Genomic DNA, 15772 nt, shown 5'->3' with positions numbered 1-15772 from the left:
GTTTACTTTATACATATCCGTAAAATCCACGGACAGATACCTCACCTGCAAACACCCGAACCTGTTCTCCGCTTTCTTTGGTAACAAGCAGTTCACCCTGGCTGTTAATGCCCTCTGACATTCCCGTATACACATTGCCTGGTTCCAGCACCTTCACCATATTTCCTCTATTTACAAGGACCTCATTATATTCTTCTAATAAAAGGGATAAATCCTGTGTCTGCATAAATTTCTCGTAACACCGCTCAAACTCTTCCATGCAATACTGAATTACTTCTGCGCGATGGATCTTCTTATTACATTCCAGCGATAAAGATGTTGCCACGGCTTCAATTTCTTTAGGTATTTCGTTCATATTTACATTGATGCCTGCACCGATTACAATATAATTCACCGCTTCCATCTCTGCACTCATCTCTGTGAGAATCCCACAGATTTTCCTGCCGTTTAATACCACATCATTAGGCCATTTAATCTTCGCCGGAAGTCCCAGCATGCGATGCACAGCTCTAGCTACTGCAAGTCCCATCACCAGTGTCAGCATAGATGCTTTCCCCGGATTCATCTGAGGGCGTATGATTAATGTCATTGCCACAGAGCTTTTTTCCGGCATACTCCAGGTTTTACCCCGTCTTCCCTTACCGCCGTACTGACGGTCTGTTACTGCCAGAGTTCCATGTACCGCACCATTTTCTGCCAGCCGCCTGGCATAATTATTGGTAGAATCCACTTCCTGAATATAAGCGATCTGCTGCCCTGCCCACTTCGTATTCAACAGGCTGAGCAGTTCCTCTGCTTTCACGCTGTCCGGGCACCCTTTCAGCCGATATCCTTTATTGGAAATTGCTTCTATCTCATATCCTTCTTCTTTCAGCTGGTTCATTGCCTTCCAGATTGCCGTTCTGGTGACACCGAATTTTTCACAGAGCTCCTGCCCGGAGACATAGTCTTCGGCACTGCGAAGCGCATCTAATATTTTACTTTTCACAAATCATTGCCCTCCTTGAGCGTGTCTTAAATTCTAAACTGCCAGTGCGGCATACACGCAGACACCGAGATAAATCATTGTCAGAATGGTAAACAGAATTCCCGCCGCAATATGACGCCGATACCAGTTCATACCGGCAAGACTTCCATTGAGTATCGTCCCCATAAGAAACACGGCTATAAATATCCGCTGCCCATACTGATAATCCCAAAATGCTGCCACCGTTAATATAATTATGGCGAAACTGGCTATTGTCCCTGCCACCTCAAGATCCAGAGATCTCTTATTTGCAAATTTCTTCATATTAATACCCCTGAATAGCGCAAGCCGGCTGGCTTTCTCCCATACGAAAATTACTCGCCAAGAGTTGCTACCATAACAGCTTTGATTGTATGCATACGGTTCTCAGCTTCATCAAATACAACAGAAGCTGCCGATTCAAATACTTCTTCCGTAACTTCTTTTCCTTTTACTGCAGGCAGGCAATGCATAAAAATAGTTGTATCTTTGCCTGTTTTATGCATCAGTTCACTGTTAATCTGATATGGTGATAATAACGCAATACGTTCTGCCGCCTTGTCCTCTTCACCCATGGAGCACCATACATCCGTATAGAGCACATCCGCATCCTGAACACCGTCTGTAGAATCTGTTATTGTAACCGTTGCCTGAGAATCCTTCGCGTATTCTTCACATAACGCTACCAGATCATCTTTCGGCCATAATTCCCTGGGTGCAATAATTGTGAAATGAACACCCAGTTTGGCGCACCCGATCATCAGACTGTTTGCCATATTATTACGTCCGTCGCCTAAGTATACAAAACGAAGTCCTTTCAGATAACCGAAATGTTCCTTCATTGTGAGCATATCAGCCAGAATCTGCGTTGGATGATAATCATCTGTCAAACCGTTCCACACCGGTACTCCTGCATATTCTGCCAGTTTTTCAACTGTTTCATGCTTGAATCCGCGAAATTCAATTCCGTCAAACATACGTCCCAGTACTCTTGCGGTATCTTCCACACTTTCTTTATGGCCTAACTGTATATCATCCTTTCCCAAATACTCCGGATGACCGCCTTCATCTGTACAGCCGATAGTAAATGCACATCTAGTTCTGGTTGATGGCTTTTCAAAAATCAAAGCAACATTTTTTCCACGCAGACTGTTTCCCAGTACACCGCGTTTCTTTTTTTCCTTAAGTTCTCCTGCAAGTTCCAGCAGGTATTCTATTTCTTCAGAAGTGAAATCTTTTAATGTTAAAAAACTGCGTCCTTTTAAATTCATCATCTTTCCTCCTATTTGTGCTCCTGGTACCGTATTGACCAAATAATATCGTGATTTGTTTTCCATCATACCACTGTTCTACGTTTTGTTCAACATATTATCTCTTATAGAACATAAAAACTGTGGGAATAAAGCAGAATTTCTAATCCCTTCTGCCAAATCCCCACAGCCCTTTACTTCTTCTCGCCCATCATTTTACTCTGTTGATCTTCTTTACTTATTAAATATCCTTTGCAATTTCCGTAATGGACTTTACAAGCCCTGCTACATTTTGTATCTCAGACGGAATAATAATCTTAGTTGCCTGACCATCTGCTACTTTCTCTAATGCTTCGAAGCTCTTAAGTGCTAATACGGACTGATCTGCTCCAGCTTCTTTTAAGAAACGGATACCGTCTGCATTTGCTTTCTGTACTTTAATAATTGCTTCCGCTTCACCTTCAGCTTCACGGATCATCCTTTCCTTTTGTGCTTCTGCACGAAGGATTGCCGACTGTTTTTCTGCTTCTGCTTCTAAAATAGTAGATTCTTTATGTCCTTCAGCTACCAGAACTGTAGATCTCTTCTCACCTTCCGCCCGAAGAATCGATTCTCTTCGTTCACGTTCAGCCTTCATCTGTTTTTCCATGGCATCCTGAATTGCTGCCGGCGGAATAATATTCTTTAATTCCACGCGGTTAACCTTGATTCCCCATGGATCTGTTGCAATATCTAGAGATGAACGCATCTTTGTATTAATAATCTCTCTGGAGGTAAGCGTCTGATCCAGTTCCATGTCACCGATAATATTACGTAAGGTGGTGGCTGTCAGATTTTCGATTGCCATAATCGGATTCTCAACTCCATATGCAAAAAGCTTCGGATCTGTTATCTGGAAGAATACAACCGTATCAATTCGCATCGTTACATTATCTTTGGTAATTACAGGCTGAGGTGCAAAATCTACAACCTGCTCTTTTAATAACACTTTTTTAGCAATTCTGTCGATAAAAGGAACTTTAAAATGTAAGCCTACAGACCAGGTTCCCTGGTATCCGCCAAGTCGTTCTACAACTAATGCCTGAGCCTGAGGAACAATCTTAATACAAGATACCACTAACAATAATAAAATAATGATTAACACAATAATCAAAATAGGTACAAAAACCGATGAAACGTTAGTATCCATAACTTAATTCTCCTTCTCTTTTACAATTAATTTCACTCCGCTGATCCGCTCGATTACTACGGTCTTCCCTTCTGCAATCTTCACTTTATCATCACCTGTGCGGGCAGTCCATTCCAAGCCATTCACCACTGCCTGGCCTTCCCCCAGAAGATTGTCAATCGCTTTGGTTACGATTGCCTTCTTGCCAACCAAACTATCCACATTCGTCTTAGTCCGATTTTTATTCACATATCTGACTGCAAATGGTCTTGTAAAAATCAAAAGTACCACGGAGACAATAACAAATGCCAGGATTTGAAGTAGAATATTTCCATCCAGAACCGATACAATGAACCCTGCAACGGATCCTCCTGCAAACCAGATTGTTGTCAAACCCATCGTAGCAAGTTCGATTACAATAAGGAGAATAAATAAAACGAGCCAACAAATAGATTCTATTTCCATAATATTACCCTCCTGTCAGAGTATTTATATGTTACCTCTATATTTTACTATAAATAGTAGGAAAATACAACTTAAGTTTCATATATTTCAGAAGGGATAAAAAGGAAGCCGTCACCATTTAGGTGTTCGGCTTCCTTCTATCAATTCACATATTAGTAAAACTGATGTGCTCCAATCTTGATTCCTTTTCCGGAACCTGTGTTGAAGTACAATGCGCCCCCTACCGGATTTTCTCCGTTCAGGGCAGCCTGTGCTGCTTCGTAGCAGTCACTTGGCACTCCATTAGCTAATGCACTTGACATACTTCCATCCCAGGTCGGCATGAACTGTCCGCTTTCGTAAATAACGTCACGGATATTGCCGGCAAATGAAGAACTTGCCACACGGTTCATTACAACTGCACCTACTGCCACTTTACCATCCCGGGGCTGATTTCCTGCCTCACAGTAAATGATAGATGCCAACAGAGTTAAATCATCGGCACTTGCTGAGGAACTTGCATTGGATTCTGTCTCCGGTGCTTCCGTTGCCGGTGCCTCTGTTGCCGGCGTTTCCGTTACAGGTGCTTCTGTCTCCGGTGCCTCTGTCCAGGTTGTCTCTGTCTGAGGCGCTTCTGTCCAGGTCGTTTCCGTCTGTGGTGCCTCTGTCCAGGTTGTTTCCGTCTGCGGTGCTTCTGTCCAGGCTGTCTCTGTCTGAGGCGCTTCTGTCCAGGCAGCCTCTGTCTGCGGTGCTTCTGTCCAGGTTGTTTCTGTCTGCGGTGTTTCCGTCCAGGTCGTCTCTGTTTCCGGAACATTATTCACATTCTGAGAATTATCAGAGTTTCCTGTATTGGCTGAACCGTTATTTCCTGATGTCTGATTGGTACTGTTACTTGTATAATTTCCATTGCTGTAAGCACTCACCGGTGCCACATAGTCGTCCGTCGGAACCGCGGTTTCAAGAAGCAGTGTTTCTTTTACATCTTCAGCAGGAACATACGCACTTTTTGAATTGTCCAGCTGAATATTTACCCAAGTACCGTCATTCGACGTATACTCGTAACCTTCGCCCCTGTTTACCGTATCCACAATTTTCGCTGCCGGATCGGCATTATTAAAAATATTTACTCCGTCCCAAGAGATCTCTACTCCCGGAGTACCATAAACTTCAGCCAGTTTCTTAGCATCTTGTCCAAATGCAAGATATTCTGTCTTTATGTAGCCTACAACATCTCCTGAGCGAACCTTAGTCCAGTCATCCCCTTTTTCCAGAACATATGCTCCGCCGGCACTTGGCAGATAGCCAATAATCTTACCGTTCTCGGAACCCATTGATCTGATAAATAATTCGTCCGTTACATCCGCAACCGCACGATAATTCCAGTCGCTTTCTTGTGTCTGATCTTGTATGTTTGATGTCCCTGCATTTGGCATTTCTTTCGCCATAGACACCATCGATACTGCCATGGAAAGTGTAAGCGCTGATACAGTACAGCAAATTGCAGGTTTCATTCTACCCTTCATTTTTACCTCCTGAATAACTGCGTTGCATGAAATATTTACTACTATTCCATTACAATTATTACAAATCTATTAAATTATGTTACGAATGTATTGTACAATAATATGAGGAGATTGTCAACCTTATTTCTTAAGTTTTCATTAGATTCTCCTCTGGCGCTTCACTTCATACATTAATATAGATGCCGCTATAGCCGCATTTAATGATTCTACCTGGCCTGACATGGGGATCTTGATGTAACAGTCCGACCGGGCGCTTAGCCCCTCACTTAAGCCATTCCCTTCATTTCCAATCAGAAATGCCGTTCCCGCAGAATAGTCTTCTTCATAGTAGCTGCGGGCTCCTTTCAGATGCGCAGCATAGGTTTTTATATTTTTTTTTCTTAATTCTTTTAAAACTTCTTCTATATTACCAGTGTAAAAAAATGGTACCCGGTACAGCGACCCCATCGTAGACCGGATTGTTTTTGGATTATAGATATCTACCGTATCTGATGTCATAATAATTCCATTCACACCGGCACCCTCTGCCGTCCGCATAATCGTTCCAAGGTTTCCCGGATCCTGGAGATTCTCAAGGATTAATAGATGGGGTGTGGCAGAAGATGTAAGAATCTCTCCTAAGTTATAGTGGGATTGTTTTACAATGCTCAAAATTCCCTGAGGGGTTTTAGTATCGGATGCAGCATCAAATACCCGGTCTTCTACCACCTCCAGCCTGTCTCCCGCCAGAAGCTTTTTATTTTCCGGCTTTTCATAGAAGGTCTTCGAAACATAAGTCTTTACAATCCGTTCCCCGGGTGCTTCCTGATACATCTTAACGCCTTCAACCACAAACACATCCTGTTCTTTCCGTACTTTACCCTTTTTCTGAAGTTGAAGCAGATTCTTAATCTGCTGATTTGACGTACTGGTAATCATATTTCTCCTATTCTGACAAAAGGCGCTAATTTTCATCAGCGCCTTTTCATCTTTATCTATTTTATTTTCATTCAAATTCTTCAATTACTTTATGTTAAAACTTATACTACCTGATCTTCCTCAGTTTTTCATTATCACCAACCGTTAGCAGTGTTTGTTCTGCCCGCATCGGTTCATCCGGGTCCAGATTTACATTTACCTGATCCCCTATTTTATAGGCGATGATGTTAACTCCAAACTTATTACGGATATCCAGCTCCCTTAAGGTACTTCCTATCCAGGATTCCGGTACTTCCATTTCCACCATACTATAGGTAGAAGAAAGTTCAAATGTATCTACAAATCTGCCAAATACCATATTCCTTGCTACACGGGATCCCATTTCGCTTTCCGGCGATATTACATGGTCTGCGCCGACTTTTTCCAATACCGTGGCATGAATGCGGCTGGTAGCCTTCGCCAGAATATACGGTATTCCCGCTTCTTTCGCCAATATGGTAGCCATCACACTTGCTTCCATATTTCCGGATATCGCAACAACTGCCCCATCCATATTTCGCAGTCCCAGGCTTTTAAATACTTCCGGATCTGTTACATTCGCTCTTACTGCATATGTTACTTCATCTGCAATGTCCTGTACCTTATCCGGGTCCATATCCACCGCCAGCACTTCACATCCATTATTACTGAGCGCAGTTGCAACGCTGACACCGAACTTACCTAACCCAAAAACTACAAAGGATTTTACTGCCATCCTGATACTCCTTATCTTATACTGAAAGAGATCTGCTTACCTCAAACATAAATTCTGAAATTCCTTTTTGCATTGCCAGAGCTTCATTAATATCGAAATCAGTGAAGTCTCCGTTTTTATATCCAACTACACGGTTTGTCTTACCATCACATAATAAATCAGTTGCATATGCGCCCATCATAGATGCATACACACGATCCTTACAGGTAGGGCTTCCGCCACGCTGCATATGTCCCAGAATCGTTGCTCTGGTCTCAACACCGGTAGCAGCTTCGATTCTCCTTGCCATACTGGTAGAATGTCCGATTCCTTCCGCGTTGATAATAATATGGTGCTTTTTACCGCGTTTTCTATTATTAATAATGTTATTAATTAATTTCTGTTCGTCATAATCATACTTTTCAGGAATCAGAATATCTTCTGCTCCATTTGCAATACCGCACCATAATGCGATATAGCCTGCACCACGTCCCATTACCTCGATAATACTGCATCTTTCATGGGATGTAGAAGTATCACGTACTTTATCAATTGCCTGCATCGCTGTATTAACAGCGGTATCAAAACCGATTGTATACTCGGAACAAGCAATATCAAGATCTATTGTTCCCGGAACCCCAATGGTATTTACTCCCAGGTTCGCAAGTTTCTGTGCTCCGGCAAAAGATCCGTCTCCACCAATAACTACAAGACCGTCAATGCCGTGTTTTTTGCAGACTTCTGCTCCCTGCTTCTGTCCTTCTGCTGTTCTGAACTCAGCACAACGTGCCGTATAGAGAATCGTACCTCCCCGTGAAATGGTATCTGATACATCACGTGCCGATAAGTCAATAATTTCTTCATTTAACAGGCCATTATAGCCTTTTAAAATACCCTTTACTTTTTTACCGCTTGAAATTGCTCTTCGTACTACTGCACGAATTGCAGCGTTCATTCCGGGTGCATCTCCACCACTTGTTAACACTCCGATTGTCTCTATTTGCTTTGCCATTTTTGTGCCTCCTTCATTTTAGGTTCACCTTAATTCATTTATATACAATTTCCTCATCCTAAACATTCTAATTCATTTTCTACAACTTTTCAATACTCTTTTCTACAACTTTTACGTTATTCCCCCCAAAATTTTCAGCAAGTTTCCGTAAAAGCTGCTCTTCAATCCGTACTGACCAGTTGCGTTCCAGCCTCTTAACAGACTTTGGATTTCGCACATATATGACCACGGCATCTTTCCCATCAGACTGGCGCAGCAGTCCATAGAGTGTCTCTTCTGACTTCACAAAAGTTTCTTTATCTTCAAATTGTATCCAGAGTTCCCTTGGTGCTTCTTCAAATTCCCAGATCTTTTCACAGATCAGTTTGCTGGGTTTGTCGTCTTCGGTAGAAACCCTTCCTTTTACAAATACTTTACTGTCTTCAACAAGAAGATCCTTGAACTTCTCATAATCCTTAGGAAAAATTACCACTTCCACGGTACCCACCAGATCTTCTATGGTAATAAATGCCATTGTTTTATTCGTTCTGGTGTGTTTTATCGTTTTACTGATAATCATTCCTCCGATTATGGCTTTTATACCATCTGCTACCTTTGTTACTCCAATTTCCTCATCAATCATGAAATCTGATGTTACCTGGGAGATATTTTTACGCCATCTTTCTTCATATTCCTGAAGCGGATGACCGCTGATATACACGCCCAGAACTTCCTTTTCAAAACTGAGCAGCTGCTCTTTTTCATATTCTCCTACGTCCGGCAGACGGATTTCGAATTCTTTTTTTTCTTCCTCGCTTACAAGATCAAACAGAGACATCTGTCCGGATAGGGAATATTTCCGTTCCTGATTGACACTGTCCATGATCTGTACGTAAATCATCATGAACTGCTTTCTGGTTCCTCCCAGTCCGTCCAGTGCGCCCGCTTTAATAAAGCTTTCTATTGTCCGCTTATTAACCTCTTTACCGGATAACCGCTCAATAAAATCTTTTAGAGACTTATAGGATCCTCTCTGGACACGTTCGGATACAATTGCCTCAATAACCGGTTTTCCAACACTTTTAATGGCAGACAGTCCGTATCGGATGGATTTTCCATCTGCTGAAAACGCACTTTCCCCTACATTGATATCCGGGGGCAGAATATCGATTCCCATCTGGCGGCAGGTCAGGATATATTCTGATACTTTGGTGGGATTATCAATGACAGACGTCATAAGCGCCGCCATAAATTCAACCGGATAGTAATATTTCAGATATGCTGTCTGATAAGATACCACACCGTATGCCGCCGCATGGGATTTATTAAATGCATACTTGGCAAAATCGATCATATCATCGTATATTTTATTTGCAACTTTTTCATCGATACCATTATTGATACAGCCGGCAACGCCTTCCTCTTCATTTCCATACACGAAATTCTGGCGCTCTTTTTCCATAACCGATGCCTTTTTCTTAGACATGGCACGGCGCAGCAGATCGCTTCGCCCAAGTGTATATCCTCCCAGATCCCGAACAATCTGCATAACCTGTTCCTGATATACAATACAGCCGTATGTGGGCTCCAGGATTGCTTCCAGCTGAGGGCAGTCATAGGTGATGCTCTCCGGATTATTCTTACCACGGATATACTGTGGTATAAAATCCATAGGACCCGGACGGTACAGGGATATTCCTGCGATAATGTCTTCCAGACTCTGCGGCTTCAATTCTTTCATAAAGCTCTTCATTCCGGCGCTTTCCAACTGGAACACACCGTCTGTTCTTCCGGTTCCGATGGAATCCAGCACTTCTTTATCGTTATAATCTATTTTTTCCATATCCAGGCAGATTCCAGTGCTCTTTTCTGCCAGACGAACCGCATTCTGTATTACAGTCAGAGTTCGAAGCCCAAGGAAATCCATCTTCAGCAGCCCAAGTTCTTCCAGGGTGGTCATCGTAAACTGGGTGGTAATGGAACCGTCAGATGCCCTGGAAAGGGGAACATATTCATCCACAGACTTCTGGCTGATAACAACTCCGGCAGCATGCATGGAGGTGTGCCGCGGCAGTCCTTCCAGCCTTTTTGACATATCAATCAGCGTCTTGACCTGTGAATCAGATTCATAGAGGCTTTTCATTTCCCCATTCATGATCAGCGCTTTATCTATGGTAATGTTTAACTCATTCGGTATCATTTTCGCAATGGAATCCACCATTGCATAAGGCAGATCCATAACACGGCCCACATCGCGGATAACACCTCTTGCAGCCATAGTACCAAAGGTAACAATCTGTACAACACGGTCTTTTCCGTATTTCTCCACTACATAATCAATTACTTCCTGCCTTCTTTCGAAACAGAAGTCCACGTCGATATCGGGCATGGATACACGTTCGGGATTCAGAAAACGTTCAAACAGCAGGCTGTATTTAATAGGATCCAGGGTAGTAATCCCCAGTGTATAGGAAACAAGGCTTCCTGCTGCCGAGCCACGTCCCGGTCCCACGATAATATCATGATCTTTAGCGTATTTAATAAAATCCCAGACTATCAGGAAATAATCCACATATCCCATTTCCTTAATAATTCCAAGTTCATATTCCAGACGTGACCGCAAATCATCCGTTACCGGTTGATAACGTTCATCCATACCATCAAAACAGAGCTTGTTCAGGTATTCCCAGGAGGAATATCCATCCGGTACATCATATTTGGGAAGTTTTGTTACACCGAACTCAATTTCCACATGGCAGCGGTCTGCAATTTTTTGTGTATTTTCCAATGCCTCCGGCGCATACGGAAATAAGTTTGACATTTCCTCCGGGGATTTGACATAATACTGTCCTCCCTCATAGCGCATACGGTCTTCGTCATCCAGTTTCTTTGCAGTCTGAATACAAAGCAGAATATCATGGGGAGATTCATCCTCTGCATAAGTATAGTGAACATCGTTTGTGGCTACCAGCCCGATATCCAATTCTTTGCTCATGCGCAGCAGCTGGGGATTTACCATCTTCTGTTCCGGAATCCCGTGATCCTGTAACTCCAGGAAGTAATTCCCTTTTCCAAATATGCCCTCATACCGAAGAGCCGCTTTTTTTGCATCCTCATACATTCCACGCACAAGATACTTCTGCACTTCTCCTGCCAGGCAGGCGCTAAGAGCTATTATTCCTTCACTGTAAGTTTCCAGAACTTCCATATCCACACGGGGTTTATAATAAAATCCTTCTACAAATCCTTTGGATACAATCTTCATCAGGTTACTGTAACCCTGGTTGTTTTCAGCTAAAAGGACCAGGTGATAATATCTGTCATCTCCCCCGGCCGCTTCTTTATCAAATCTGGAGTTGGGTGCAACATATACCTCACAGCCGATCACCGGATTAATTCCTGCCTCTTTTGCCGCCCGGTAAAAATCGATGACGCCGTACATAACCCCATGGTCTGTAATCGCCGCACTGTTCATTCCCAATTCTTTGACTCTTGCTACATATTCTTTTATCTTATTCGATCCATCCAGCAGACTGTATTCTGTATGGACGTGTAAATGTGTAAAATTCATCTATACCTCAATTCCAGAACGTGCCTGAAAACACTTCACGCAATACACTGAAATGTCTCCAAACACGTTCAAAGATAGTTCCTGTTTACTTTATCCTTTTTAACCAATTATAATCATCTGAACAATACAGATAAGGGCACCAATAACAAAGCATGGTGTAATTAATCTTCTGTTATCATTCTGTTCTGCAGCCTGCAGTTCGCCATTAACAGTAATGCAAGACATTTCCGGTTCTCTTCTTTTGAATGCATTCCGGAAAATCGAAATAAAATGGATATCCCGATTGCAGTGCTTACTGATCCAGACAAGCACACATCCCGCCAGGGCTGTGCAGATCACTGCAGCAACTGCCACTCCCTGAAGGGCTGTTATAATATAATCAGATGACAGACTCCCGCTCTGAATTGTATCCGACACCTGCGGAACAGCCTGTACCAGTACCTTCTGCAGTTCCAGTACCACTACACTCCATGCATCAATAATAAAATGCGCCAGCATAGGCGCCAGTATGCTTCCGGTAGCCTCCATAAGAAGGCAGAATGCAAATCCTGCTACGAACGCATATAGAAACTGATTCACATTTAAATGTGCCATACCAAAGATCAATCCGCACATAACTGCTCCCTGTACATGATTCTTCCTTCGGTAGCTGCCATAAAATACCCCGCGGAACATAAATTCTTCTGAAACTGCCGGCATTACACCAACCAGAAGCAGATTCACCAAAAAAGGATTGGTATTGAGTTCCTGAGCACTGGCATTGACATGGTTTGTTACAAACAGCATGGAAAATAAATTTAAAAATGAAACCAGCGGCATCAGCAGAATGACAAACAAAACAACCATACATGCTGTAGACCATTTAATTTTCCTGAATGGAATTTCCTCTTTTACAGGTACACGCATTACAACAATATAAAACAAGATTGGAATTAAATACATCAGCTGCCCTAAGATCATAGCCATCTCTGTACCAAGTCCTGTTACAAAAAATCCGATACCATAGGAAAACAGAAAAGCAAAAATCACCATTCCCAGGAACAGCCGGTTAATATTTTTAATTTTATTCATATAAGTCCTCGCCTGATTCAGTCACTTTTTTCTTTACCAATACATTAATCCACTCTGTATCCGGATGACTGTTTCTTGCATCCTCCGTCTTCCAGATCTCTATAATCTTAATTCCTCTCTGACGTTTTAACATGCGATACAGCGAATCTTCTGTATAGTCATGAAATAAACGCTGGTTACGGAATTCTTCAGATTCACCATAGCGAAATGAAGCATACAGGATTCCTCCCGGATTTAGCGCCTGGATAACTTTCCCCATAATGCGGTCCATATCTTTTTCTTCCACATGAAGCAAAGAAGCACATGCCCAGATTCCGTCAAACACCTCATCAAATTCCATCTCCTCAAAAGTCATATGTAAGACTTCTTTGTCAGTGTTAATCTCTGCCAGCTTACACATTTCTTCTGATCCATCCAGAGGAGTTACATAACAGCCCATTTCTTCCAGATAAAGGCTGTCCCTGCCGGACCCGCAGCCAAGGTCTAATACTTCTGCATTCTCAGGGAGGTAAGAAAGAAACTTGTCCAGTACCCCGTGCATGTCAAGATCTACTGTGTTCTCATAATATACGCCTGCATATCGCTCATAATAGTCTAATGAATCCAAAATTTTTCTCCTTTTCTTAATTGCTGATAAATTTATTATTTACTCTTTTGGTCATTATATCAAATAATGCCTGCAATAACAATAAACATTCTATAAAAATCCAATTTAAAAAAGCTGCCCCCATTGGAGACAGCTCTGCAAATCTTAGTTATTAACCATAAATGAGATTAACTTGTCGATATCATCTTTTTCATATGCTACGATTTCCAATTCCGGAATCTCGCCATTTGAAAATATGTTCGCCATAGATACGTATTGGGAAAGTTTTGATTTCAGATTCAGTCTGTCACCTTCACCTGTTACCAATTCCACTTTACCGCTGCAGCTGTCTACTACCTCAAAAAATTTTTCAATGTTGGTTATATTCTGTACTTTCATCCCCAGCTCTCCTTTCCAATCACTATATTGTATTTACAATTAAATGTCTCCACATATTACTATAAACTACTTGTGGATTAAAATCAAATATTATTTATTATTTCACTGCAACTGCTTCGATTTCAATCAGAACGTCCTTCGGTAATCTTGCAACTTCCACACAGGAACGTGCCGGATAAGTTCCGGTAAAATATTTTGCATAAATTTCATTGATCTTGCCAAAGTCATTCATGTCTTTGATAAATACCGTTGTCTTAATCACCTGTGCCGTTGATGTTCCCGCTGCTTCCAGTAAAGCTGCCAGGTTTCCAATTGCCTGCTCTGCCTGTGCTTCCACACCTTCCGGAATCACACCCGTAGCCGGTACTACCGGAATCACGCCGGATGTATAGATCATTCCATTCACTTCAATTGCCTGTGAATAAGGCCCGATTGCTGCCGGTGCTTTGTCTGTGCTGATTGCTGTTTTCATGTCTTTTCCTCCTGCTTCATCTATTTTATTATTTCCTGTGCAATTTTATTACTGAACCTTGCGGATTGATTTTTCGGTAATTTCAATACGGCCTTCTTTTAAAAGTCTGCCCACGCCCCGCTTGAATGCATTTTTGCTCAGTCCGAATTCGCGCTTGATCACTTCCGGGGATGCTTTGTCCGTAAATGGCAGAACACCCGAAAACTCTTCTATAACACTCATGATATTCTCAGCATCCTCATCCATCTGAAGATATGCTTTTTCCCTGGTGCTCAAATCCAGTTTTCCGTCTTCTTTCACAGCCGTTACCCGGGCTTCAATGCTGTCACCCACCTGATAATTTCCTGCTGCGTCTTTTTTCGGAATTAAAGCTGAATATTTATGGTCAACTGCAACAAATACACCAAATTCTTCACTGATCTCATAGACCACTCCGATGACATGATCGTCTTTCTTATAAGGAGAATCCGTACACAGTGCTTCATATACATTCATAGTTGCACATAATCTGCTGCTCTTATCTATATAAAGAGTAACCAGCCACTCTTCACCCTGGCGTACCCTTCTGGTCTGTTCTTTAAACGGGAGCAAAAGGTCTTTTTCCAGTCCCCAGTCTAAAAATGCTCCGATCTTCCCTACTTCTTTTACGTTCAGGACAGCCAGCCCTCCAAGTTCCAGCATTGGTTCCCTGGTGGTCGCGATCAGCCTGTCTTTTGAATCTTTATATAAAAAAACGGTCAGACGGTCTCCTGTCTTTATATCCTTTGGAACTTCTTTTCTCGGAAGCAGCACCCGTTCTTCCGTACTGGTACCATCTCCCAGATAAATTCCAAAATCCACCTGTTTAACAACTTCTAATTCCTGCTTTTTTCCTAATTCCAGCATTTCTTCCTCCATATATTACGCCTGTGCGGTAAATTCTACGATAGCATAAGGCTTTTCTTCTTCATCACAAAGAGCCGTTGTAATACGCCCTTCCTCTGCATGAACTCTGGGAATAATCAGGTCATGAAGAACTGCAGATTTTTTATATTCCACCCGAACCTGATGTACCATGAATGCTTCCGGGAGATATTCCTCAGCCATCTGTATATATTGTCCGTTATTCACATGGCGGTTAGTATCCAGGTGGCATCTCAGCACCGGAAAGGGTTCCCGCTGTTCACATTCTGCAGGTACCGGAATCTTCCTTGGGGCATAATCCATAGAAAGTTTTTCCTCCAGTTGATATCCGTCCGACTCAGCCTCGCTGATCTTAGCCGGATGACCGGTCTCTGTATCCACAAATATCCAAAGAGAGTTGGCATATGCTATTCTTTTTCCATTTTCGTCTGCAAGGGCAAAGTTTCTGCTTCCATAAAATCCCTTAAAATCATACGGCCATGTCTGCACAGTGATCTTTTCTCCAAGTTCGGGATACCTGTCCACCACAATCTGCCACGAAGAGAGCACCCATACCCGGTTTCGCTTCGTCAGATTCTTCAAACCAAGTCCGACCTCTTCAGAATGGAAAGTACTGCTGTCCTGAAAATAATTTACAATCGCATTCAGCGTCAGTTTCTGATCCATTCCAATCTCACTGTAGCGCACCCTGCTGTCAAACTGATAACTCATAATCTGCCTCCAAAACCAAAAAGGCT

General features: G+C 42.4%; 16 protein-coding genes. All 16 read right to left on the bottom strand.

Annotation, left to right across the window (positions count from 1 at the left end; all coding sequences use genetic code 11):
* Positions 1 to 7: 7 nt before the first annotated feature.
* Entirely contained in the window at positions 8 to 988 is a 981-nt protein-coding gene (locus QR40_RS05050) for a biotin--[acetyl-CoA-carboxylase] ligase (RefSeq protein WP_044293737.1), read from the bottom strand.
* Positions 989 to 1021: 33 nt separating this feature from the next.
* Entirely contained in the window at positions 1022 to 1291 is a 270-nt protein-coding gene (locus QR40_RS05045; RefSeq protein ID WP_027296035.1) for a hypothetical protein, read from the bottom strand.
* A 50-nt stretch (positions 1292 to 1341) separates the two neighbouring features.
* Entirely contained in the window at positions 1342 to 2277 is a 936-nt protein-coding gene (argF, locus tag QR40_RS05040; RefSeq protein ID WP_044293736.1) for an ornithine carbamoyltransferase, read from the bottom strand.
* Between the two features lie 220 nt (positions 2278 to 2497).
* Positions 2498 to 3445 carry an SPFH domain-containing protein gene (locus tag QR40_RS05035; RefSeq protein WP_044289659.1) on the bottom strand — a complete coding sequence of 316 codons (948 nt, stop codon included), beginning with the start codon at positions 3443 to 3445 and terminating at the stop codon, positions 2498 to 2500.
* A 3-nt stretch (positions 3446 to 3448) separates the two neighbouring features.
* Complete coding sequence (locus QR40_RS05030) at positions 3449 to 3889, bottom strand: NfeD family protein (RefSeq protein ID WP_176731019.1); 441 nt, start codon at positions 3887 to 3889, stop codon at positions 3449 to 3451.
* Positions 3890 to 4041: 152 nt separating this feature from the next.
* Positions 4042 to 5391 (bottom strand): cell wall hydrolase, encoded by a 1350-nt coding sequence (locus QR40_RS29515; RefSeq protein ID WP_052377977.1) that lies wholly within the window; start codon positions 5389 to 5391, stop codon positions 4042 to 4044.
* Between the two features lie 138 nt (positions 5392 to 5529).
* Positions 5530 to 6309 (bottom strand): TrmH family RNA methyltransferase, encoded by a 780-nt coding sequence (locus tag QR40_RS05020; protein ID WP_044294002.1) that lies wholly within the window; start codon positions 6307 to 6309, stop codon positions 5530 to 5532.
* A 106-nt stretch (positions 6310 to 6415) separates the two neighbouring features.
* Positions 6416 to 7063: a potassium channel family protein gene (locus tag QR40_RS05015; RefSeq protein ID WP_044293733.1), complete on the bottom strand. Its 648-nt coding sequence runs from the start codon at positions 7061 to 7063 to the stop codon at positions 6416 to 6418.
* Between the two features lie 16 nt (positions 7064 to 7079).
* Positions 7080 to 8054, bottom strand: coding sequence for a 6-phosphofructokinase (pfkA, locus tag QR40_RS05010; RefSeq protein ID WP_027296029.1), 975 nt, complete (start codon positions 8052 to 8054; stop codon positions 7080 to 7082).
* A gap of 79 nt (positions 8055 to 8133) precedes the next feature.
* Entirely contained in the window at positions 8134 to 11604 is a 3471-nt protein-coding gene (locus tag QR40_RS05005) for a DNA polymerase III subunit alpha (RefSeq protein WP_044293731.1), read from the bottom strand.
* 99 nt (positions 11605 to 11703) lie between these two features.
* Positions 11704 to 12675 carry a CPBP family intramembrane glutamic endopeptidase gene (locus QR40_RS05000; protein ID WP_027296027.1) on the bottom strand — a complete coding sequence of 324 codons (972 nt, stop codon included), beginning with the start codon at positions 12673 to 12675 and terminating at the stop codon, positions 11704 to 11706.
* On the bottom strand, positions 12668 to 13282 hold the full coding sequence (locus QR40_RS04995; protein ID WP_044293729.1) for a class I SAM-dependent methyltransferase: 615 nt from the start codon (positions 13280 to 13282) through the stop codon (positions 12668 to 12670). The genes QR40_RS05000 and QR40_RS04995 overlap by 8 nt, the downstream gene beginning before the upstream one ends.
* Before the next feature lie 144 nt (positions 13283 to 13426).
* A complete protein-coding gene (locus QR40_RS04990; protein WP_027296025.1) occupies positions 13427 to 13660 on the bottom strand; it encodes a hypothetical protein in 234 nt (77 codons plus the stop codon).
* A 97-nt stretch (positions 13661 to 13757) separates the two neighbouring features.
* Positions 13758 to 14132, bottom strand: a complete 375-nt coding sequence (locus QR40_RS04985; protein ID WP_027296024.1) for a RidA family protein — start codon at positions 14130 to 14132, stop codon at positions 13758 to 13760.
* 48 nt (positions 14133 to 14180) lie between these two features.
* Entirely contained in the window at positions 14181 to 15017 is an 837-nt protein-coding gene (locus QR40_RS04980) for a CvfB family protein (RefSeq protein WP_027296023.1), read from the bottom strand.
* 15 nt (positions 15018 to 15032) lie between these two features.
* Positions 15033 to 15746 carry an acyl-[acyl-carrier-protein] thioesterase gene (locus tag QR40_RS04975; protein ID WP_027296022.1) on the bottom strand — a complete coding sequence of 238 codons (714 nt, stop codon included), beginning with the start codon at positions 15744 to 15746 and terminating at the stop codon, positions 15033 to 15035.
* Positions 15747 to 15772 lie beyond the last annotated feature (26 nt).

The organism is Robinsoniella peoriensis (assembly GCF_000797495.1).
Taxonomy (GTDB): Bacteria; Bacillota; Clostridia; order Lachnospirales; family Lachnospiraceae; genus Robinsoniella; species Robinsoniella peoriensis.
The sequence above is the reverse complement of the archived record's forward strand: the minus strand, read 5'-3'. Positions and strand labels throughout refer to the sequence as shown.